The 19999-nt window shown below is 72.3% G+C and carries 19 protein-coding genes; 4 read left to right on the top strand and 15 right to left on the bottom strand.

What is annotated here, in order from left to right; all coding sequences use genetic code 11:
• Positions 1-7: 7 nt before the first annotated feature.
• The 15 genes from ABLM29_RS12085 to ABLM29_RS12015 form a co-directional block, all read right to left on the bottom strand.
• Positions 8-805 (bottom strand): TIM barrel protein, encoded by a 798-nt coding sequence (locus ABLM29_RS12085; protein ID WP_349714362.1) that lies wholly within the window; start codon positions 803-805, stop codon positions 8-10.
• On the bottom strand, positions 802-1839 hold the full coding sequence (locus tag ABLM29_RS12080; protein ID WP_349714361.1) for a Gfo/Idh/MocA family oxidoreductase: 1038 nt from the start codon (positions 1837-1839) through the stop codon (positions 802-804). The genes ABLM29_RS12085 and ABLM29_RS12080 overlap by 4 nt, the downstream gene beginning before the upstream one ends.
• Positions 1840-1847: 8 nt before the next feature.
• Positions 1848-2786, bottom strand: coding sequence for a TIM barrel protein (locus ABLM29_RS12075; RefSeq protein ID WP_349714360.1), 939 nt, complete (start codon positions 2784-2786; stop codon positions 1848-1850).
• Positions 2787-2825: 39 nt separating this feature from the next.
• A complete protein-coding gene (locus ABLM29_RS12070; RefSeq protein WP_349714359.1) occupies positions 2826-3872 on the bottom strand; it encodes a Gfo/Idh/MocA family protein in 1047 nt (348 codons plus the stop codon).
• A complete protein-coding gene (iolD, locus tag ABLM29_RS12065; protein WP_349714358.1) occupies positions 3869-5776 on the bottom strand; it encodes a 3D-(3,5/4)-trihydroxycyclohexane-1,2-dione acylhydrolase (decyclizing) in 1908 nt (635 codons plus the stop codon). The genes ABLM29_RS12070 and iolD overlap by 4 nt, the downstream gene beginning before the upstream one ends.
• Entirely contained in the window at positions 5776-6714 is a 939-nt protein-coding gene (gene iolB, locus ABLM29_RS12060; protein ID WP_349714357.1) for a 5-deoxy-glucuronate isomerase, read from the bottom strand. The genes iolD and iolB overlap by 1 nt, the downstream gene beginning before the upstream one ends.
• A complete protein-coding gene (locus ABLM29_RS12055; protein WP_349714356.1) occupies positions 6711-7661 on the bottom strand; it encodes a Cgl0159 family (beta/alpha)8-fold protein in 951 nt (316 codons plus the stop codon). Before ABLM29_RS12055 ends, iolB begins: the two co-directional genes overlap by 4 nt.
• Positions 7658-8623, bottom strand: a complete 966-nt coding sequence (gene iolC, locus ABLM29_RS12050) for a 5-dehydro-2-deoxygluconokinase (RefSeq protein WP_349714355.1) — start codon at positions 8621-8623, stop codon at positions 7658-7660. Before iolC ends, ABLM29_RS12055 begins: the two co-directional genes overlap by 4 nt.
• Positions 8624-8639: 16 nt before the next feature.
• Positions 8640-10136, bottom strand: coding sequence for a CoA-acylating methylmalonate-semialdehyde dehydrogenase (locus ABLM29_RS12045; RefSeq protein ID WP_349714354.1), 1497 nt, complete (start codon positions 10134-10136; stop codon positions 8640-8642).
• A 182-nt stretch (positions 10137-10318) separates the two neighbouring features.
• A complete protein-coding gene (locus ABLM29_RS12040) occupies positions 10319-11185 on the bottom strand; it encodes a sugar phosphate isomerase/epimerase family protein (protein WP_349714353.1) in 867 nt (288 codons plus the stop codon).
• A gap of 40 nt (positions 11186-11225) precedes the next feature.
• Positions 11226-12236, bottom strand: a complete 1011-nt coding sequence (locus ABLM29_RS12035) for a Gfo/Idh/MocA family protein (protein WP_349714352.1) — start codon at positions 12234-12236, stop codon at positions 11226-11228.
• Positions 12237-12310: 74 nt separating this feature from the next.
• Positions 12311-13123 carry an ATP-binding cassette domain-containing protein gene (locus ABLM29_RS12030; protein WP_349714351.1) on the bottom strand — a complete coding sequence of 271 codons (813 nt, stop codon included), beginning with the start codon at positions 13121-13123 and terminating at the stop codon, positions 12311-12313.
• Positions 13116-14183 carry an ABC transporter permease gene (locus ABLM29_RS12025; protein ID WP_349714350.1) on the bottom strand — a complete coding sequence of 356 codons (1068 nt, stop codon included), beginning with the start codon at positions 14181-14183 and terminating at the stop codon, positions 13116-13118. The genes ABLM29_RS12030 and ABLM29_RS12025 overlap by 8 nt, the downstream gene beginning before the upstream one ends.
• A 70-nt stretch (positions 14184-14253) precedes the next feature.
• Positions 14254-15309, bottom strand: coding sequence for a substrate-binding domain-containing protein (locus tag ABLM29_RS12020; protein ID WP_349714349.1), 1056 nt, complete (start codon positions 15307-15309; stop codon positions 14254-14256).
• Positions 15310-15404: 95 nt separating this feature from the next.
• Complete coding sequence (locus ABLM29_RS12015) at positions 15405-16406, bottom strand: sugar phosphate isomerase/epimerase family protein (RefSeq protein WP_349714348.1); 1002 nt, start codon at positions 16404-16406, stop codon at positions 15405-15407.
• Positions 16407-16677: 271 nt separating this feature from the next.
• Here ABLM29_RS12015 and ABLM29_RS12010 point away from each other — a divergent pair, with 271 nt between their 5' ends.
• From ABLM29_RS12010 to ABLM29_RS11995, 4 genes are read left to right on the top strand one after another with little or no spacing between them, the layout of a single operon-like run.
• Positions 16678-17439, top strand: coding sequence for a TSUP family transporter (locus tag ABLM29_RS12010; RefSeq protein ID WP_349714347.1), 762 nt, complete (start codon positions 16678-16680; stop codon positions 17437-17439).
• 47 nt (positions 17440-17486) lie between these two features.
• Complete coding sequence (locus ABLM29_RS12005) at positions 17487-18257, top strand: GntR family transcriptional regulator (protein ID WP_349714346.1); 771 nt, start codon at positions 17487-17489, stop codon at positions 18255-18257.
• Positions 18258-18268: 11 nt separating this feature from the next.
• Complete coding sequence (locus tag ABLM29_RS12000) at positions 18269-18682, top strand: nuclear transport factor 2 family protein (protein ID WP_349714345.1); 414 nt, start codon at positions 18269-18271, stop codon at positions 18680-18682.
• Between the two features lie 9 nt (positions 18683-18691).
• Positions 18692-19927, top strand: a complete 1236-nt coding sequence (locus ABLM29_RS11995) for a GAF domain-containing protein (RefSeq protein WP_349714344.1) — start codon at positions 18692-18694, stop codon at positions 19925-19927.
• The last annotated feature ends 72 nt before the right edge of the window (positions 19928-19999 follow it).

Here is a 19999-nt window from a genome sequence, read left to right as displayed (position 1 = left end):
CGGGGGGTCAGGCCTCGGGGCTGAACGCGGTCCGGAATCGCTCCAGGGCGAGCGTGCTGTCGCCGGACGCGAACGCCTCGAGGCCGACCACCCCGCGGTAGCCGGCCTCGTGCAGGGCCGCCGCGACCGCGGGGTAGCGGATCTCGCCGGTGAACGGCTCGGTCCGGCCGGGGACGTCGGCGACCTGCACCTCCCCGAGGAGCGGGGCGCTCTCCCGCACGCGCTCGATCAGGTTCCCCTCGCCGATCTGGGCGTGGTAGAGGTCCAGGTTCATCCGCAGGTGCGGGCTGTCCACCGCCGCGACCAGCGCGTGCGTGTCGGCCGCGAGGCCGAACGGCGTGCCCGGGTGGTCGACCGGCAGGTTCAGGTTCTCCAGGCAGAAGACCACGCCCTCGCGCCGGCCCAGCGCCGCGATCCGGGCCAGGGTCCGCTCGGCGGCCAGCCACATCGCGCCGGTGACGACCGGCACCGGCCTCACCGGCAGGCCGCGGCCGTCCAGCCCGGTGCCGTGCAGGTTGAGGTTCGGGTCGCCGAGCGTGCGAGCCGCGGCGATCGACCGCTCCGCGGTCGCGAGGAGCAGGTCGGCCCCGCCGGGGTCGATCAGGTCGCCCTCCACGTAGCCGGTCATCGAGGTGAACCGGGCGCCGGTGGCGGCGAGGGCGGAGAGGTCCTTCGCGGTCCAGTCCCAGATCTCCACGCCGAGGCCGAGGTCGTGGATCCGCTCCACCCGCTCGAGCAGCGGGAGGTCGGTGTAGATCATCTCGGCGCAGGCGGCCAGGGTGAATCCGTAGCCGTCCGCGCTCACGGTTCACCGTCCTTCCCGAGCTCCACCACGGCTCCGGTGGCCGCGGACTCGATGCAGGCCAGGGCCACCTCGAGCGCCCGGCGGGCGTCGTGCCCGCCGACCACGGGCGGGCTGCCGGCCCGCACCGCCTCGACGAACGCGGCCAGCTCGCCGACGTACGAGCCGCCGAGCAGCTCGACGTCGCCGCGCGCGGTCGCCGCGTGCCTCCCGGCCGCGTCGGCGTGCCGGAGGCTGGAGGTGGCGCCGTCGCCCAAGGTCACCCGGCCGCGGGAGCCGAACACCTCGCCGCGCACGTCGTAGCCGTACGCCGCGGAGAAGCTCGCCTCCGCCACCGCGATCGCGCCGTTGTCGAAGCGGAGCACCACGACCGCGGTGTCCAGCAGGCCGGCGTCCTTGAAGTCCGGTGCCACCAGCGCGTCGGCCGTGGCGTGGACGCTGGTCACCCGGGCGCCCGGGTTGAGCCAGAGCAGGGTGTCGAAGTCGTGGATGAGGGTCTGGGTGAAGATCGTGCCCGGCGGCACCCCGGCCGGGTTCGCCAGCCCGGGGTCGCGGGTCACCGACCGCATCAGCTGGGGTGTGCCGAGGGCTCCGTCGGCCACCAGCCGGTGGGCCTCGGCCCACTCCGGCACGAAGCGGCGGTTGAACCCGACCTGGAGCGGTACGCCGGCGGCCCGGCAGGCCTCGATGCCCCGGTCGACCTCGGCCAGGGTCATCCCGGCGGGCTTCTCGCAGAAGACGGCCTTGCCGGCGTCCGCGGCGGCCCCGATCAGGTCGGCGTGCGCCACGGAGGCGGCCGTGATCACGACGGCCTCGACCTCCGGGTCCGCGAAGAGGGCCGTCGGCGAGTCGACGGCCCGGACGGCCAGCCCGTCGGCGAGCCGCTGCGCCGCGGCCGGGGCGGCGTCGCCCACCGCGACGAGGCGGGCTCCGGGCACGCGGGTGCGGAGCAGTTGGGCGTGAGAGGCGCCGATCCGGCCGGCACCGACCAGCCCGACCCGGACGGGCTCGAGCACGGCGGGGGAGAGCGTCGTCATGTGGACTCCTAGCGGGATCCGCGCCAGCGACGGACGGGACCGAGCCCGCAGCCGGCGTAGTAGCCGGCCGTGCGGGCCCCGATGGGCAGCGGTACGTCGGGCTCGACCGGGTAGAGGTCCTGCTCGATCACGGTGTAGATGTCGCGGTCGAGCTCGCCGAGGGCGCCGAGGAAGGTCGGCATGTGCGGCTCGCCGTCCCAGGGCTCGCACATCACGCCCATCTGCACCGCGTCCGACATCGGCAGGCCCTCGGCCAGGACGCGGGCGCGGACCTCGGCGTCGACCGACTTCAGGTGCACGTAGGTGATCCGCTCGGGGAACCGCCGGACGATGTCCACGTTGTCGCCCTCGCAGTAGGACACGTGCCCGGTGTCCAGGCAGAGGTTGACCAGGTCCGGGTCGGTGTCGGCGAGGAACCGCTCGATCCGCGGCTGGGTGTCGACGTGGGTGTCGGCGTGCGGGTGGAAGACCAGCTTCACGCCGAAGGACTCGAGGAGGTAGCGGGCCAGCTCGTCGGTGCCGGTGACGAGGTTCTTCCACTGCTCGGGGTCGATCTCGGCGCCCTGCGTGGACTCGCCGGTGTGCTGGTCGGTGTACTGCTCGGGCAGGTGCACCAGGTACTCGGCGCCGACCGCGGCCAGCAGCCGCGCCTCCTTCGCGAACTCGACCTTGGCCTGCTCCAGCGCCTCGGCGCCCTTGTGGAGGCCGGCGAAGACGGTGCCTCCGCAGACGGTGAGGTCGCGGGCGGCGAGCTCGTCGCGGAGCTGGGCGTGGTCCTGCGGCATGAAGCCCGGAGGACCGAGCTCGGTGTAGGCGTAGCCGACGCGGGCGATCTCGTCGAGGTAGACGTCCCAGGTGACCTGGCGCGGGTCGTCGGCGAACCAGACGCCCCAGGAGTCGGGGGCGGTCGCGAGGGTGAGCCGGTGCAGGGGCGAGGGTGCGGTCATGGCGGTCTCCGAGGGGGATGCGGTACGACGGGAGGCGGATCAGGCATCGACGCGCACGCTGGCGTCGAGGTCGGCGCTGCGCCGGGCCGCGTCGAGGATCGCCAGGGTGGCGACGGCGGCCCGCGCGGGCGAGGGGCCCTCGCCGCCGTCTCGAATCGCGGCGGCGAAGCCGGAGTAGAACTGCTGGTAGCCCCCCTGTGCGGAGGGGACCTCGACCTCGCCGTCGGCGGTGGCGAGGATGCCGCCGCTCTCGGCGCGGCCCCAGCCGTCGGGGTCGTCCACGGGTCTCAGCCCGGCGAAGAGCGCGTGGCCCTGCACGTCGATGCCGGTGTGGCGGAAGCTGCCCAGCGACCCGTAGGCGCGCAGCTCGCGGGCGTCGAGGTGGTTGAGCTTGCTGGACTCCACGACCGAGACCGCGCCGCTGGTGTGGCGCAGCTGGACGACGAAGCCGGCGTCGGTCTCGCCCTCGGGGAGCTCGACGAGATCGAGGTGCGCGTCGACGGTCCGGACCGGGCCGAGCAGCCAGGCCATCTGGTCGATCACGTGCGCACCGAGGTCGCGGAGCAGGCCGCCGGTCGGCCCCGCCTCGAGGAGGCCCGGCTGGTCGAGGTCGAACCGCGAGTGCACCCGCCACAGGTCGCCGAGCCGGCCGTCCTCCAGCAGGCCCTTGAGCGTCAGCACGTCGGCGTCCCAGCGCCGGTTGTGGAAGACGTTGAGCAGCACCCCGGCCCGGGTGGCGGCGTCGGCCAGCTCCTGGCCGCCGGCCGCGTCGGGGGCGAACGGCTTGTCCGCGACGACGTGCTTGCCGGCCGCGATCGCCTCGAGCACCAGCGCGCGTCGGGTCTGCGGCGGGGTGGTGACGGTGACAGCATCGACATCGCCGTGGGCGAGCATGTCGGCCAGCGAGTCGAAGACCGCCACGCCCGGGCAGTCGGCCTCCGCCTGCTTGCGGCGCTGAGGGTCGCGGGTCACGACGCCGGCCACCTCGATGCCGTCGGCCGCGGCGACGAACGGCGCGTGGAAGAGCCGTCCGCCGACCGAGTAGCCGACCAGGCCGAGCCGGACCGGCCGGACGGGTGCGCTCATCCGAGCCACCGGACCTGGCGCTCCTTGGCCTCGGCGTACTCCTCGTGCCCGGAGAGGCTGGCCGGGACGCCCGTCTCCCACCACGCGCCGGCCTCGGTCCACGTGGCCTTCGCGACCACGCAGGCGACGACCGCGGGGCGGCGCTGGGACCGCGCGGCCTCCCGGGCCCGGAGGTAGGCGGCCCGGAAGTCGTCCGCGCTGGAGCCGTACGGGACCTGCTCGACGTGGGCGCCGAGGGCGGCTGCGTGGGCGGCGAAGTCGACGCGCACCCCGTCCGCGCCGGCGCCGGGGCCCCGCGAGTCGGCCAGCAGGTTGTTGAAGCCGTCGGCGCCCTGGTTGGTCTGCAGCCGGTGGATGACCGCGAAGCCCTCGTTGTCGCAGACGACCGCCACGTAGGGGTGTCCCGCGAAGGCGGCGGAGTAGATCTCGCTGTTGAGCATCAGGTAGGAGCCGTCGCCGAAGATCGAGGTGACCAGGCCGTTCGGGTGGGTCTGCTCGCGGGCGATCGCGGCACCCCACGGCGCGACCACCTCGTAGCCCATGCAGGAGAAGCCGTACTCGAGGTCCATCGTCGCGCCGGAGGTGGCCGCCGCGCCGTGCTTCACCTCGCCGGTGCGCCAGCCGCCGTGCAGCTCGCCGGGCATGCCGCCCGAGGCGGTCAGCACGTAGTCGTCGGGGCCGGAGGCGTCGTTGACCACGCCCGTGACCGTGGCGTAGGTGAGGACCCCCTCGGGTCCGACGCCCGCGCGGAGGGTGTCGACGTGGTCGTCCCACGCGCGCTTCACCTCGGCCGCCCGCTCGGCCCAGGCCGTGCCGAAGCGGGTGTCGCCGAGGGCGCCGCTCAGTTCCTCGAGGGCCTCCCGGGCGTCGCCCGTGACGGCGTGGGCGTTGTGCTTGACGGCGTCGAACCGCGCGGCGTTGACCGTCACCAGCCGTACGTCGGAGGAGAAGCCGGTCCACGACGAGGTGGTGAAGTCCTGCAGCCGGGTGCCGACCGCGAGCACCACGTCCGCCTCGAGCGCCAGCGCGTTCGCCGAGGACGAGCCGATGATGCCCAGCGCGCCGCCGTACAGCGGGTGGTCGTGCGGAACGAGGGTGCGGCCGGCGACCGTCTCCACGACCGGCACGTGGTGCCGCTCGGCGAACGCGATCGCCTCTGCGCCCGCGCCGGAGTAGCGCACGCCGCCGCCGAGGACGAGCAGGGGCCGCTCGGCGCCCCGGACCAGGTCGGCGGCCGCGGCCAGGTCGGCCGTGTCGGGTCGGGGCCGGGGCACCCGGTGGACCCGCTCGGCGAACATGGCGACCGGGAAGTCGTGCTCCTCCGCCTGCACGTCCTGGGGGAGTGCGAGGGTCACCGGGCCGCAGTCGGCCGGGTCGGTCAGCACCCGCGCGACCTGCGGCAGGGTGCTGATCAGCTGCTCGGGCCGGGTGATCCGGTCGAAGTAGCGCGACACCGGGCGGAAGGCGTCGTTGACCGAGGTGGTCGGGTCGCCGAAGTGCTCGACCTGCTGGAGGACGGGGTCGGGTGCGCGCCCGGTGAAGGTGTCGCCGGGCAGCAGCAGCACGGGGAGCCGGTTGGCGTGGGCGAGACCGGCGGCGGTCACCATGTTGAGCGCCCCCGGACCCACCGAGGAGGTGGCCACCATGACCTGCCGGCGGTCCATCGCCCGGCCGTAGGCCACCGCGGCCAGCGCCATGCCCTGCTCGTTCTGCCCGCGCCAGGTCGGGATCTCGTCGCGGTGCTCGTGCAGTGCGACGCCGAGGCCGAGCACGTTGCCGTGCCCGAAGATGCCGAAGACGCCCGGGAACAGCGGCGCGACGCTCCCGTCGAGGAGCTCGGACTTCTGTGCCACCAGCCAGCGCACCAGCGCCTCGGCCGTGGTGAGCCGAACGGTCTCGTTCATCAGCTGTGCCTCTCTCGTGAGCTGCTGACCATCTGGTCGGTCCGGCCGGCGGCCGAGGTCACCGGGCACCGCGGGTCGGTCTCCGCGCCCGCCCAGGTGTCGCGCACCCAGCCGTGGTCGGGGTCGTCGCAGAACGCGAGGGCGCGGTCCTCGGCCGGTCCGGCCATCACGTTCAGGTAGTACATGGGGTAGCCGGGCGCCGCGACGCACGGGCCGTGGTAGCCGTGGGGGACCAGCACCACGTCGTGGTCGCGGACCTCCAGCGTCTCGTCGATCGGCGCCAGCCCGGCGGCCTCGTGCTCGGGGCCGGTGTAGGTGCGGTGGTAGCCGATCCCGCCGCGCGAGGGCGTGACCTGGTCCTCGCCGGCGATCCGGTAGTAGTAGATCTCCTCGTTGACGACCGGGCAGGGCTCGCTCGCGTCGTGCTTGTGCGGGGGATAGCTCGACCAGTTGCCGGGCGGGGTGATCAGCTCGCAGCAGATCAGCTTGTCCGCGTGGTCCCACACCCCGGGCACGCCGAAGTTGGTGACCTGCCGGGTGGCGTTGCCCGCGCCGCGGACCTCCACCGGGACCTCCTCGGCGGGGCCGTACGCCGGCGGCAGCCGCCGGCCGCAGCGCGAGGTCGGCAGCGCGACGACGGCACCCGGCTCGCTGGTCAGGTGCACGGTCGTGTCGCGCCCGACGTAGGCGAAGTCGGTGACGCGCTCGAACACCGAGGTCCGCCCGTCCAGGTCGAACGTCGCCTCGCCGGGAACCTCGACCCGCAGGCCGCCCTCCAGCGGCAGCACGAACGCCTCGGACGCCCCCGTCTCCACCACGCGCGGGACGCCGGGCGCGAGCCGTAGCACCTGCAGGCCGGTCCAGTCCCAGCCCGCCCCCTCGGGCGTCAGCAGGACGGGGTCCGTGGACCCCTCGGAGTAGGGACGGTGGATGGTCATGCCGCCGGCGCTCCCGGGTGCGCCGCCCGCATCACGGCCGCCGCGGCGGCCACCGCCGAGCGCACGTCGCCGTCGGGCGGGTAGAGCAGCGCCCGACCGATGACCAGCCCACGCACGGTCGGCTGGACCAGCGCCCGTCCCCACGAGTGGAGGTCGGCGGCGGGATCCGGGCCGGGGACCCCGCCCAGCACGACGCAGGGGAGGGTCGTGCTGGCGTAGACGGTGTCCGGGTCGTCGCAGGCCGGCATCTTGAGCCAGGTGTGGGAGCTGGTGGTGCCGAGCGCGCTGGCGATGGTGATCGCGCGGGCCAGCGACCGGCTGTCCTTCAGCAGCGTCAGCCGGCCGTCGTCCTCCCGGTGGTAGGGCAGCGGCTCCACCATCGCCATCAGGCCCCGCTCCGCGAGGTCGGTCACGGCCTGGGCGCACGCCTCGATGGTCCCGGCGGTCGAGGGGTCGCGGTCGTCGATGCGGAGCAGCATCTTGCCGCCCTCGAGCCCGGACTCGGAGATGCTGTCGGCGTCGTACCCGGTGAACCGGTCGTCCATCGTCCAGGTCGCACCGTCGAGCCCGCCGCGGTTCATGGACCCGATGACCACCTTGCCCTCGAGCGCGCCGAGCAGCAGCAGCTCCTCGACGACGTCCGGGGAGCCGAGGATGCCGTCCACCTCCGGGTTCTCCAGGGCGGCGATCATGCGGGCGAGCAGGGACCGGCGGTCGGCCATCGCCATCGCGTCTCCGCTGGCGGTGAGTGCGCCGCGGGCCGGGTGGTCCGCCGCGACCAGGAAGAGGCTCTCCTTCCGGGACAGCAGCGGGTCGGGGCGCCGCCGGGCGGCGTACGCCCGGGCCACGGCGCCGGGGTCGGTCGCCCGGACCTCCAGGAGCCCGCGCCACTGCTCGTCGGACAGGGTCGGTACGGCGCGCGCGGCGTCCGTCGTCAGCTGGGTCATGCGTGTGCTCCTCGTGCGGTCACGATCGCCTCGAGCTCGTCGAGGGTCGGCATGGCGTCGGCGCAGGCGAGGCGCGAGGCAACGATCGCGCCGGCTGCATTGGCGTACTCGGCCGTCCGGACGGGGTCCCACCCCGACAGCAGGCCGTGCACCAGGGCCCCGCCGAAGGCGTCCCCGGCCCCCAGGCCGCAGACCACCTCGACGGGGTGGGGCGGCACGACGGAGCGGGTCTCCGGCGTGGCCACGAGGACCCCCTCGCCGCCCATCTTGACCAGGGCCAGCTCGAGGCCGTGGGCGAGCAGCCGGTCGGCGGCCTCGTGCGGGTCGGCGGTGCCGACCGCGACCTCGACCTCGGCCCGGTTGCCGACGGCCACCGTCACCTGGTCGAGCATCGCGGTGTACTCGGCCCGCGCCTCGGCGGGCGAGGGCCAGAACATGTCGCGCCAGTCCAGGTCCAGCACGGTGTGCCGTCCGCTGCCGGGTTCGGGACGGCCCCGGCGCGCGAGCATCGCCAGCTGGGTGGACCGGGCCGGCTCGACGCTCACGCCGGTGCCGGTGACCCACAGGATCGGCACGTCGGTGACGAGGTCCCAGGGGACGTCGTCCTCGACGAGCGTGAGGTCGGGCGCCGTGGGCCGGCGGTAGAAGAGCAGCGGCGGGTCCTCCGGCGGGTCGAGCTCGCAGAAGACGACCGGCGTGAGCAGGTCCTCGGAGGTCCCGACGTACGACGGGTCGACGCCGAAGCCCTCGAGGGCCTCCCGCACGTAGTCGCCGAAGCCGTCGGCTCCGACCTTGGTGAGGACGGCGGTGCGGTGCCCGAGGCGGGCGGCGCCCACCGCGACGTTGGTCGCGGTGCCACCGAGGAACTTCGCGAACGTCGAGACGTCCTTGAGCGGGCCGGTCTGCTGCGGGTAGAGGTCGACGCCGACGCGACCGATGGTCAGCAGGTCAGGGGTGGACACGGTTCGTCACTCGTCCTCACTTGGCCGTCGGGAAGTGGAAGGACGCCTCGCTGGCGTGGTCGACGTGCGGCCAGCGGGCCGTGATCACCTTCGCCCGGGTGTAGAACGAGACGCCCTCGGGGCCGTGGATGTGCTTGTCGCCGAAGAGCGAGCTCTTCCAGCCGCCGAAGGAGTAGAAGGCCATCGGCACCGGGACCGGCACGTTGATCCCGATCATCCCCACGTGCACGCCCCGCTGGAAGGTGCGGGCGGCCTCGCCGGAGTTGGTGAAGATCGCGGTGCCGTTGCCGTAGGGGTTGGCGTTGATCAGGGCGATCGCCTCCTCGACCGAGCCCGACCGGACGACGGAGAGGACCGGTCCGAAGATCTCCTCGCGATAGACGTCCATCTCGGTCGACACCCGGTCGATGACGGTGGGGCCCACGAAGAACCCGTCCTCGTGTCCGGGGACCCGCAGGTCGCGGCCGTCGACGGTGATGGTGGCGCCCTGGCTCTCGCCGCTGCCGATCAGCCCGACGATGCGCTCCTGCGCGGCGCGGGTGACGACCGGGCCCATCTCGGTGCCGGCCTCGCGGCCGTTGCCGACGCGGACCGCGCGGGCCCGCTCGTTGACGGCCTCCACCACCCGGTCGCCGGCCGAGCCGACCGCGACCGCGGCGGAGATCGCCATGCACCGCTCGCCGGCGGAGCCGAAGGCGGCGGCGGCGAGGTGGTCGGCGGCGAAGTCGATGTCGGCGTCCGGAAGGATGATGGCGTGGTTCTTGGCCCCGCCGAGGGCCTGCACCCGCTTGCCGGTCGCGGACCCGCGCTCGTGGATGTACTTCGCGATCGGCGTCGAGCCGACGAACGAGACGGCCGCGACGTCGGGGGAGTCGAGGATGGTGTCGACCGCGACCTTGTCGCCGTGCACGACGTTGAAGACGCCGTCCGGGAGGCCGGCCTCGCGCCACAGCTCCGCCAGGCGCATCGACGCGGAGGGGTCGCGCTCGGAGGGCTTGAGGACGAAGGTGTTCCCGCAGGCGATCGCGACGGGGAACATCCACATCGGGACCATGGCCGGGAAGTTGAACGGCGTGATCCCGGCGACGACGCCGAGGGGCTCGCGGAACGAGTAGGTGTCGACGTTGGTGGACACCTGGTCGGAGTAGTCGCCCTTGAGCAGGCTGGGGATGCCGCAGGCGAACTCCACGACCTCCAGCCCGCGCTGCACCTCGCCCACGGCGTCGGAGAGCACCTTGCCGTGCTCGTCGGTGATCAGCTCGGCGATCTCCCCTGCGTGGCGGTTCACCAGCTCGCGGAAGGCGAAGAGGATCTTGGTCCGCGCGCTCTGGGAGGTCTGCGACCAGGCCGGGAACGCGTCGGCGGCGGCCGCGATCGCGGCCTCGACGTCTCCCCGGGAGCCGAGCAGGACCTCCGCCTGCTGCGCCCCGGTCGCCGGGTTGTAGACGGGGCCGACGCGGTCGGCGCTCCCCGTGGTCGGCTTGCCTGCGATCCAGTGCTCGATGGTCCTCACTGGCTGCTCCCTTCTGGTCGCTGCGAATCGTCCGTCAGTCTATGTTCTAACATTTACTGCCAACAAGGGGTGCGCGAGGTCGGGGCGACCGGGGTCGCCAGCGGTTCGATGCGCCCTATGCGGCTTGTTAAGTTGTGACAAAGCCTGGTGCTGGTGGTCGTGGAGCCGGCCGTGCGGCCGGCTCACCAGTCGCGCGTGTACTCGTCGATCGTGGTCCGCATGAACCTGCTGGACTCCTCCGCGCGCTCCTCCCAGGCGAAGACGCAGGAGGTCATGATCGAGTCCTCGCGGTCGCCGAAGCCGAGCTTGTGGAGCGTCCCGAAGAAGTCGTCCCACCGGACCTCGCCCTGACCGATGTCGAGGTGCTGGTGCACGCGGATCGGGTTGCCCGGCGGGTTGGTGATGTAGCGCAGGCCCGACGATCCGGTGTGGTCGAAGGAGTCGGCCAGGTGCAGGTGCGTCAGCAGGTCGCCGGCGTACTCCATGATCTCGACCATGTTCCCGCCCATGTGGAAGGTGTGCGGCGCGCAGTACAGGAACGACACCAGCGGGCTGTTGATGCCGCGCACCATGTCGACCGCGACCAGCCCGTCCTCGACGAAGTCGTCCGGGTGCGGTTCGAGGCGCAGGTGCACGCCCTCACGCTCGAACACCGGAAGCAGCTCCTCCATCGAGCGCCAGAACTGCGCCTCCGACTTCTCCGCCTGCTCGGGCCGTCCGTTGAACTCGGAGTTCATCACCCGGCAGTCGAGGTCGACCGTCATCTGGATGGCGCGCTTCCAGTAGCGCACCGCGGCCTGGCGCTCGTCCTCGTCGGGACCGGACCAGCGGTAGAGGGGGAGGTGGCAGGCCACCTTCACGTCGGCGGCGTCGAGGGCCTTCTTGAAGGCCCGCACCGTCCCGTCGTCGGCCCGCGGGTGCAGGAAGAACGGGGTGAAGTCCTCGCGGGGGGAGAGCTCGATGTACTCGTAGCCCAGGTCCGCGACGACCCCGGGAAGCTCGAGCAGCGGGGTGCTCCGCAGCATGTACGGGTCGAGTGCGATCTTCATGTCGGTGCTCAGGCCTCTCTGGTCTCGGATCTGTCCGGCTTCAGCGGTAGAAGGCCGGCTGGGGTGCGTAGGCGATCTCGACCCGCTGGCCGGTGGTGAGCGACTCGACGCCGGCCGCGCAGGCGGCCGCGACGAGGTAGCCGTCCCAGGCGGACGGTCCGTCGGTGCCGCCGTTCCTGGCGGCGTCGACCCACCGCTGCAGCTCGGTCTCGAACGCGGCGGCGAAGCGCGTCTTGAAGGAGGCGTGCTCGCGGCCGGAGTACGCGCCGTCGTGCCACACGGTCGTGCCGGCCGTGCGGCCGATCTCGGCGATGCCGCTCTCGAAGACCGCCTCGGTCTTCACCTGGTAGCCGAAACGGACGCTGACGTTCATCTCCACGTCCGCGACGACCCCGGTCTCGGTCTCGAGGAACGCCAGGATCGGGTCCTGGAGGTGCTCGAAGTTGTTGGTGTTGCGCTTGAGGTGCTTCACCTCGAAGGCCACGATCGGCGAGTCGGTGAGGAAGCGGACCACGTCGATCTCGTGCACGAGGCTGTCGTTGACGAGCATCTCGTTCGTGTAGCTCTCGGGCACCGACGGGTTGCGGTGGGCGCAGCGCAGCGCGAGCAGCTCGCCGTACGGGCGCTCGTGGATGATGTCGCGCAGCTCCATGTAGCCCGCGTCGAAGCGACGCATGAAGCCGACCTGGATCAGCCGGCGGCCGCCGGCCACCTCCGCGTCGACCACCTTCAGCGCCGACTCGGCGTCGGGGACCAGGGGCTTCTCGCACAGCGTCGGGAGCCCCGCCGCGATGACGGCCAGCAGGTCGTCGAGGTGGAACCTGCCCGGCGTGGCGATCAGCACCGCGTCCATGGCGCCGGCCGAGATCGCCTCGGGAAGGCTGGCGAAGACGGTACTGCCCGGGACGGTGGCCGCGGCGGCCTCCGCCTTGGCGGCGTCCGGGTCGATCACGGCGGTGACGGTCGCCCCGGCGATGCGGTCGCGGATGCGGAGGATGTGGTCGGCGCCCATGAGGCCGGCGCCGACGACGCCGATGCGGAGGTCGGACATCGTGGTCCCTTTCGGTGGCTTGCGGTGGCTGGTGGTCCGGACCGACCCCGGATCGCGGGATCGGCCCGGACGTCTCAGTGGATGTCGGTCGGCGATCCGGTGAGCTGGCTCAGCTCGGCCTCGAGCTCGGCCATCGCCTCGCCGCCGGCCATCAGGTCGGTGACCTGCTCGCGGGTGCGCTCGCCCCGGGCGAAGTCGTCGGCCTTGCGGCCGTGGATGAGGACCGCGAAGTGGTCGCCCACCGTCAGCGCGTGCGACACGTTGTGGGTGACCAGCACCACCGCGATGCCGCGGTGCTTGGCCTGCATGATGATCCGGAGGACGTGGGCAGCCTCCTTCACGCCGAGCGCGGCCGTCGGCTCGTCGAGGATGAGCACCTTGGCGCCGAAGTAGACCGCTCGGGCGATCGCGGACACCTGGCGCTCGCCGCCCGAGAGGCTGCCGACGAGCCGCTCCCCGTCGGTCACCCGGGTGATGCCCATCGCCTGCATCTGCTCGACGACGACCTCGTTGGCGTGCTTCTTGTCGAAGAACTTGAACGGGCCCCATCCCTTGGTGGGCTCCACGCCGACGAAGAACGAGCGGCCGAGGCTCATCAGCGGGAAGGTGCCGCCGAACTGGTGCACCGTGGAGATGCCCAGGTCCGAGGCGAGCCGGGGGCTGGTGAACCGCACCGGCTTGCCGTCGAACTCCATCGAGCCCGACGTCGGCTCGTGGAAGCCGGAGAGGACCTTGATCAGCGTCGACTTGCCGGCGCCGTTGTCGCCCAGCAGGCACAGCACCTCACCGGCGCGGATCTCCAGCGAGACGTCGGCCAGGGCCTCGTAGCCGCCGAAGACCTTCGAGACGTTCTTGACGCTCATGAGAGCGGTGGACTTGTCAGACATTGGTCTCCTCCTTGGCCTGGGTGGCGACCTCGGGCTCGACACGCGCGTCGTCCTCGGCCACCGATGTGGGCTTGTCCTTCGACCTGCCGCCGGAGAGCGCGAGCTTCCGGAAGGTGTTGTTGGCCAGCACGGCGATCAGCAGCAGGAGGCCGAGGATCAGCGACGACCAGTCGGAGTCCCAGCCGGTGTAGTAGATGCCCTGGTAGACGATCGCGAAGGTCATGGTTCCGAAGATGACGCCGATGGTTGACCCGTAGCCGCCGGTGAGCAGGACGCCGCCGATGACCACGGCGATGATGGAGTTGAAGACGTAGGACTGGCCGGCCGAGACCTGGGCGCTGCCGTAGAGGGACACCTGGATCACGCCGAGGAGCGCCGCGCCGAACCCGCTGCCCATGTAGAGCCAGATGGTCGTCCGGTCGACCGGCACGCCCGCGGCCCGGGCGGAGGTGTCGTCGCCACCGATCGCGAAGATCCAGTTGCCGTACTTCGTCTTGTAGAGGATCCAGGAGATCAGCGCGGCCATGCCGAGGAAGAACAGGATCGCCGTCTCGTACTGGTCGCCGATCAGCCCGCCGAAGATGTTCTTGACGCCGGAGTCGACCTGCACGGAGACCAGCACGGTGCCGGTCGTCAGCCGGGTGACGCCGAAGACGAGGCCCTGGAGGGCGAACAGCGTGGCCAGAGTCACGATGAACGATGGCAGCTTGCTCCGGGTGACGATGTAGCCGTTGAGGAAGCCGACCGCGACGCCGACGCTGAGCCCGGCGAGCACCCCGAGCCACGAGGGCAGGTCGTAGTAGCCGGACAGGATCGCGAACGTCATCGCGCCGGCGGCGATGATGGAGCCCACCGAGAGGTCCAGGTGGCCGGCGATCATGACCAGCGCGACCGGCAGGGCGACCAGCCCGAGCTCGGCGGCCACGTTGAGCCAGGTCGCGTAGCCCGAGGTCGAGGTGAAGTTCGGGCGCCCGAACCACGCGAAGAAGACGAAGACGAAGAGGGTGCCGACGAGAGCGGCGAACTCCGGCCTGCGCACGAGATTTCCGAGATTGGTCACGAGACTCAACTCCTAGGTAGTGAAACTCCGGTGGGGATGGGCCGTCGGGGCCGGCCCATCCCCGGTGCGCTCAGCGCTGGCCGGTCTTGACGCCGGCGGAGACCGTGTCGACGTTGTCGGCGGTGATCAGTGCGGGACCCGTGAGGATCGTGTTGGTCGCGGGGAGGATGCCGTACTGGTCGTACTGCCAGGCGGCGGAGACGGCCAGCCAGCCCTGGAGCCAGCCCTGCTGGTCCACGGCGAACAGCTGGGAGCCGTCCTTGACACGGTTGAGGATGTTCTCCGAGACGTCGAAGGAGCCGCTCAGGGCCTCGCTGTTCGCCGCCTTGATGCCGGCGTCGGCGGCGTCGGCGTCAGCCGAGCTGATGGTGATCACGCCGTCGATCGTCGGGTCCTCGGTCAGCGCGCCCTTGACCGCGTTGGAGATCGCCGCCGCGTCGCCGAAGGACTTGCCCGGGAGCACCAGCTGGTCGCTCGTGCCGCCGCTCTTCTTGACGCCGTCCTCGGTGCCGGAGCACCGGGCCTCGATGTTGACCGATCCCGGGGAGGTGTTGACGCAGATGACGTTCTTGGCGCCGTTCTCAGCGAAGTACTCGCCGGCCGCGACCCCCGCCTCGTACTCGTCGGTGCCGAAGTAGCCGAGGGCGCCGGTGGCGTCGAGCTCGTCGCCGCCCGCGTTGTAGAGGAAGACGTTGAGGCCGGAGTCCTGGGCCGAGGCGATCGCCGGGTTGATGGAGTCCGGCACCCAGTCGGGGAGCGACAGCGCCGTGCACTTGTTGCTGACGGCCTGCTGCACCAGCTTGACCATGTCCGGCCCGATGTTGTCGTAGGTCGGCAGCGAGATCCACGTGTAGGTGTTGCCGGCGTCCTTGACCACCGACCCTGCGGCATCCGCGCCGTTCTTCACCACGGCGAAGAAGGCGTCGGCGCCACCGATGACGCAGATGTTCTTGCCGCCGTCGCCGAGGTCGCCGCCGCCGGAGCCGCTCGAGCTGCTGGAGCCGCCGCTGTCCGTCGCGGACGTGCAGGCCGTGACCGACACGGCCAGCGCCGCCAGAGCCGCGCCGATCTTGAGCAGGCCGCGCGCGCTCCGCGCACCGCGTCCCGACTTGTGCACTGCGTTCATTGCTAGTCCTCTCTCATTTCCAGGTGTCGCCGTGGAGCCCGGCTCCTCGTGGCCTGCGGAGCCCGTTGCTCGGCGCGGCACGACGTGTGGGGGTGTCATCGGAGACCGGCTCGGCTCGCGGCATCGAGCAGCACGCTGCTCGCGAACTGGAGGCCCTCGATGGGGCCGAGCGAGGTGTCCTCGTGCTCGATGTTCACGATCATGTCGGCGTCGACGCGGTGCAGGGCGGCGAGGAACTCGGCCCAGTAGTCGACGTCGTGGCCCTTGCCGACGGCCACGAAGTCCCACGCGGACGGGCGCGGCCACTCGTTGGCCCACTCGTCGCCGCCCAGGTTCACGCGGTGCTCGGCGGGGTCGAGTCGGCGGAAGCTGTTGTCCAGCACGCCGTTGATCGCGGCGTGCTCGTTGACCCGGACGTCCTTGGCCGCGGCGTGGACGACGACGTCGCCGAGGTGGTCGACGACCGCCACGGGGTCCATCTGCTGCCAGAAGAGGTGGGACGCGTCGAGCTCGACGCCGATGTTGGTGGCGCCGATCCGCTCGCGGAGCTCGAGGATCGAGGCCGGGTTGAAGACCAGGTTCTGGGGGTGCAGCTCGAGCGCCACCTGGACGTCGAGGTCCCGCGCCAGGGCGTCGACCTCGGACCAGAAGGCCTCGGCCACGCCCCACTGGTAGTCGAGCACGTCGAGGGCCGCGGAGTTCCAGGCGTTGACGATCCAGTTCGGCCGGACCGTGCCGGGCTCTCCGCCGGGGAGGCCCGACATGGTGACCACGCGGTGCTGTCCGAGGCGGTGGGCCAGCCGCACCGACCGCACGACGTCGGCCGCGTGAGCGGCGCCGATCGTCGGGTTGGGGTGCAGCGGGTTGCCGTTGCAGTTGAGACCGAGCACCTCGGCGCCGGCGGCGTCGAAGGTGCCGAGGAAGTCGTCGCGAGCGCTGTCGCTCTCCAGGATCTCGTCGATGTTCGGCACGTGCACGGGCGGCAGGAACCCGCCGGTGTTCACCTCGAGGCCGTCGAGTCCCAGTCCGGTGACCACCTTGAGCGCCTCGTCGAGCGGGCGGTCGTGGAGGATCGCGTTGTAGACGCCAAGTTTCATCGGGTACTCCGTCGTCGGGCTCGTCGATCCGCGGGTGCCGGGGCGGTGGGGCCTCGACCTGCGGCGACTTTGTGTCGGTCATCACATTCAAGGACGTGACGTGGCTCACGTCAAGACTTTGTTCTGACATTCCGACATATATCTTTCGGGGCTCGTCCGGTGTTCCTCGATCAAGGCCGGTAGCGCGGCGTTCCTGGTGTGCGTTGGTGCTTGCCGTTCCCGAACGTCTGATTCATGCTGGGCAGAGATGTTCTGACAAAGGGAGGCGCGTGTGCTGGGATTGTCAGCCCTGGCGTGGCTCGTGCTGGCCGCGGGCGCAGCGCTCGTCGGCGTCGCGAAGACGGCGGTCAGCGGCGCCGGCGCGCTCGCCGTCGTGCTGTTCGTGGCGGTCCTGCCGGCGCGCGAGTCCACCGGCACGCTGCTGCCGCTGCTGCTGGTCGGGGACCTCGTCGCCCTCGCCGTCTACCGGCGCCACGCGGACTGGGCCGTGCTCGCGCGGGTCCTGCCCGGCGTCGTACCGGGCCTGCTGCTCGGTGCCTGGTTCCTCGGCGTGGCCGGGGACGGCACGGTGCAGCTCGCGATCGGCGTGCTGCTCCTGGTGCTGCTGGTCGGCCAGCTGCTGGCGGGGCCGCGGCTCCAGGCGATGGCTGCCTCGGAGGCGGGGCCGGGTGGCGCGCCCACCGCGCTGGCGCTGGCCGCGGGCGTCGGCGCGGGCTTCGCGACCATGACCGCCAACGCGGCCGGCCCGCTGATGACCGGCTACCTGCTGCTCCTGGGCCTGCCCGTCCTGGGCTTCCTGGGCACCGTCGCCTGGTTCTTCTTCCTGGTGAACCTCGCGAAGCTCCCGCTCAGCAGCGGTCTGGGGCTGATCACGCGGGACGGGCTCCTGCTCGACCTGGCCCTGGTGCCGGCGCTCCTCCTCGGGGCCTGGGCGGGCGTGCACGCGATCCGGCGCGTCGACCGGGGCACGTTCGAGAGGGTGGCGCTCGCGGCGGGCATCATGTCTGCCGGTGTGCTGGTGGTGACCGCATGACAACGAGACGGACCGGGGTCCGTGTGTCGACCTGGGAGAATGAACCGATGAGTGACAACGGCGAGACGACGGTCGACGAGGTCGCTGTGCCTCCGATCGTCGTGGACCGGCGCAGCCCGGTGCCCCTGCACTTCCAGGTCGCTCAGCACCTGGAGCGATCGATCACGTCCGGCCAGATCCCGCCGGGCACGCTCTTCACCAACGAGATCGAGCTCGGCGAGCAGCTGGGGGTCTCGCGCCCGACGATGCGCCGGGCGATGCAGCACCTGGTCGACAAGGGCCTGGTCGTCCGCCGGCGCGGCGTCGGCACCCGGGTCGTCCAGCCCAAGGTGAAGCGTCCGCTGGAGCTCACCAGCCTGTACGACGACCTGGCCGCCGGCGGGCAGGGGCCGGAGACCCAGGTGCTGGCGCTGGAGGAGGTCGATGCCGACGTCGAGCTTGCCGAGCGGTTCGGCATCGAGCTCGGCGAGCCCCTCGTCCGTGCGGTGCGGCTGCGCAGCGCGGGTGGACGACCGATCGCCAAGATGACCAACTACCTGCCCCCCGGTATCGCCGACTTCACCGCCGAGATGCTCGAGCAGGAGGGTCTCTACGCCCTCCTGCGCGCCCGCGGTGTCCAGATGCACATGGCCACCCAGGTCGTCGGCGCCCGCCAGGCGACCGCCAGCGAGTCCCGGCTGCTGGACGAGGTGAAGGGCGCCGCGCTGCTCACCATGCAGCGCACCACGTGGGACGACCACGGCGCCGTCGTCGAGTACGGCAGCCACGTCTACGCTGCCAGCCGCTACAGCTTCGAGACGAGCCTGCTGGCTCCCTGAGGGAGGACCCGGTGCCCGACCCCGTCATCCAGCCCGCGACGGCCGACGGCATCGCGCGGAGCACGGCGCTCCTGGAGCGCTGGCTGCCGGCGTTCCTGGCCGGCCGGCGCGCCGACGACGACGTCTACGCCGACGGCGTCAGCACCTGGCACAACGCGGGGGAGTGGGAGGCCGAGATCCGTCGTACGCCCTCGCGGACGCGGTCGGTGCAGGCCGGAGCCACGCTGCGGGTCGAGGACGTCCGGGTGCGGGTCTCCGACGACGGCTGGGTGGTGCAGTCGGTGACCGTCGGGACCAGCGGCTCCGGCGATCCCGTGCGGATCCCGTCCTGCCTGGTCGTCACGGTGCGTGACGGCCGGATCGCGCGCTTCGAGGAGTACGCCGACTCCCGCGCGGTCGAGGTGCTGTTCGGGCCTCGCGGCTAGGCTCCCGGCATGCCTGGAGACCCCGGGGAGCCGGCCGACGACGCCGCCGCGGCCGCGGGTGGCCTGCGCGCGGAGGTGGCGGAGAGCTGGCACCGGTCCGCCGCGGCGGGTGTCCGCTTCGATCAGCCCGAGGCGCCGATCACCCTCCCCGACGACGACCTCCGGGACTACCGCGCCGCGCACCCGCTGGCCCGGGTCTTCCCGCTGCTGGAGGACATCCTCGGGCAGGCGGCGCGCGACACCGGATCGTTGATGGCGGTCTCGGACGCCGCCGGGCAGCTGCTGTGGGTGTGCGGCAACTCCAGCACGCTGCGCAGCGCCGAGTCGATCGCGTTCGTCGAGGGCAGCAACTGGGACGAGCGGCTGGCCGGGACCAACGCGCCCGGCCTGGCGCTGCGCCTGGACCGACCGGTGGGTGTGCTGGGCGGTGAGCACTTCCGGCGGTCCGTCCAGGACTGGAGCTGCGTGGCCGCGCCGATCCACGACCCGTCGACGGTCAGCCTGCTGGGCGTGCTCGACGTGACCGGGGGACCGGGGCTGGCCGTCCCGCAGGCGATGGCGATGGTCCGCGCGGCCGCCAGGATGGCCGAGGCCGAGCTGGCCCGCGGCGACTCCGGGCCGGCGTACGAGCCGCTCCCGGGCCGCGGCACGCAGCTGCTCGTGGAGGGGCTCGGCCGGTCCGACGCGCTGCTGACGATCTCCGCCGACGGCGCCCGCTCCCCGCAGATGCGGCTCTCCCCGCGGCACTCCGAGATCCTCGTGCTGCTCGCCGGCAGCCCGACCGGCCTGACCGGCGACGAGCTGGCGATCCAGCTGTACGCCGAGGACGGCGGCTCCTCGACGCTGCGGGCCGAGCTCAACCGGCTGCGGAGCCTGCTCGGCGCCCAGGTGCTCGCCTCGCGGCCGTACCGGCTCGCCGCCGACGTGATGGCGGACTGGCTGGCGGTCGAGGCCCAGGCGGCGGGCGGGCAGACGCGCGCCGCCCTGCAGGCGTACCGAGGCCCCCTCCTGCCGCGGTCGACGGCGCCGGGCGTGATCGCGCTCCGCGATGCGGTCCACGGGTCCCTGCGCCGGGCCGTGCTCACCAGCGGCGAGGCCGACCTGATGTCGACGTGGACCCGGTCGGCCTGGGGTGCGGACGACTACGAGATGTGGCAGGCGCTCCAGTCGACGCTGTCGGCGACCTCGCCGATGCAGCCGCTGGTCCAGGGGCAGCTGGCCCGGCTGGACAGCGAGCTCGGCTGACCTCCCGCCGCCGCGGACGTTGCAACGTGGTCGCAACGTCGCCGCTCCTACCTTGTGATCGCAGTCACATCC

This window comes from Nocardioides sp. YIM 152588 (assembly GCF_040191335.1).
Classification (GTDB): Bacteria; Actinomycetota; Actinomycetes; order Propionibacteriales; family Nocardioidaceae; genus Nocardioides.
Note: the sequence above shows the minus strand (reverse complement) of the source record. Positions and strands in the feature narration are given on the sequence as shown.

Excerpts from the sequence above, each read along its gene's own strand:
- ABLM29_RS12080 (WP_349714361.1), bottom strand. The coding sequence starts at position 1,839 with ATGACGACGCTCTCCCCCGCCGTGCTCGAGCCCGTCCGGGTCGGGCTG.
- ABLM29_RS12075 (WP_349714360.1), bottom strand. The coding sequence starts at position 2,786 with ATGACCGCACCCTCGCCCCTGCACCGGCTCACCCTCGCGACCGCCCCC.
- ABLM29_RS12070 (WP_349714359.1), bottom strand. The coding sequence starts at position 3,872 with ATGAGCGCACCCGTCCGGCCGGTCCGGCTCGGCCTGGTCGGCTACTCG.
- iolD (WP_349714358.1), bottom strand. The coding sequence starts at position 5,776 with ATGAACGAGACCGTTCGGCTCACCACGGCCGAGGCGCTGGTGCGCTGG.
- iolB (WP_349714357.1), bottom strand. The coding sequence starts at position 6,714 with ATGACCATCCACCGTCCCTACTCCGAGGGGTCCACGGACCCCGTCCTG.
- ABLM29_RS12055 (WP_349714356.1), bottom strand. The coding sequence starts at position 7,661 with ATGACCCAGCTGACGACGGACGCCGCGCGCGCCGTACCGACCCTGTCC.
- ABLM29_RS12040 (WP_349714353.1), bottom strand. The coding sequence starts at position 11,185 with ATGAAGATCGCACTCGACCCGTACATGCTGCGGAGCACCCCGCTGCTC.
- ABLM29_RS12035 (WP_349714352.1), bottom strand. The coding sequence starts at position 12,236 with ATGTCCGACCTCCGCATCGGCGTCGTCGGCGCCGGCCTCATGGGCGCC.
- ABLM29_RS12030 (WP_349714351.1), bottom strand. The coding sequence starts at position 13,123 with ATGTCTGACAAGTCCACCGCTCTCATGAGCGTCAAGAACGTCTCGAAG.
- ABLM29_RS12020 (WP_349714349.1), bottom strand. The coding sequence starts at position 15,309 with ATGAACGCAGTGCACAAGTCGGGACGCGGTGCGCGGAGCGCGCGCGGC.
- ABLM29_RS12015 (WP_349714348.1), bottom strand. The coding sequence starts at position 16,406 with ATGAAACTTGGCGTCTACAACGCGATCCTCCACGACCGCCCGCTCGAC.
- ABLM29_RS12005 (WP_349714346.1), top strand. The coding sequence starts at position 17,487 with ATGAGTGACAACGGCGAGACGACGGTCGACGAGGTCGCTGTGCCTCCG.
- ABLM29_RS11995 (WP_349714344.1), top strand. The coding sequence starts at position 18,692 with ATGCCTGGAGACCCCGGGGAGCCGGCCGACGACGCCGCCGCGGCCGCG.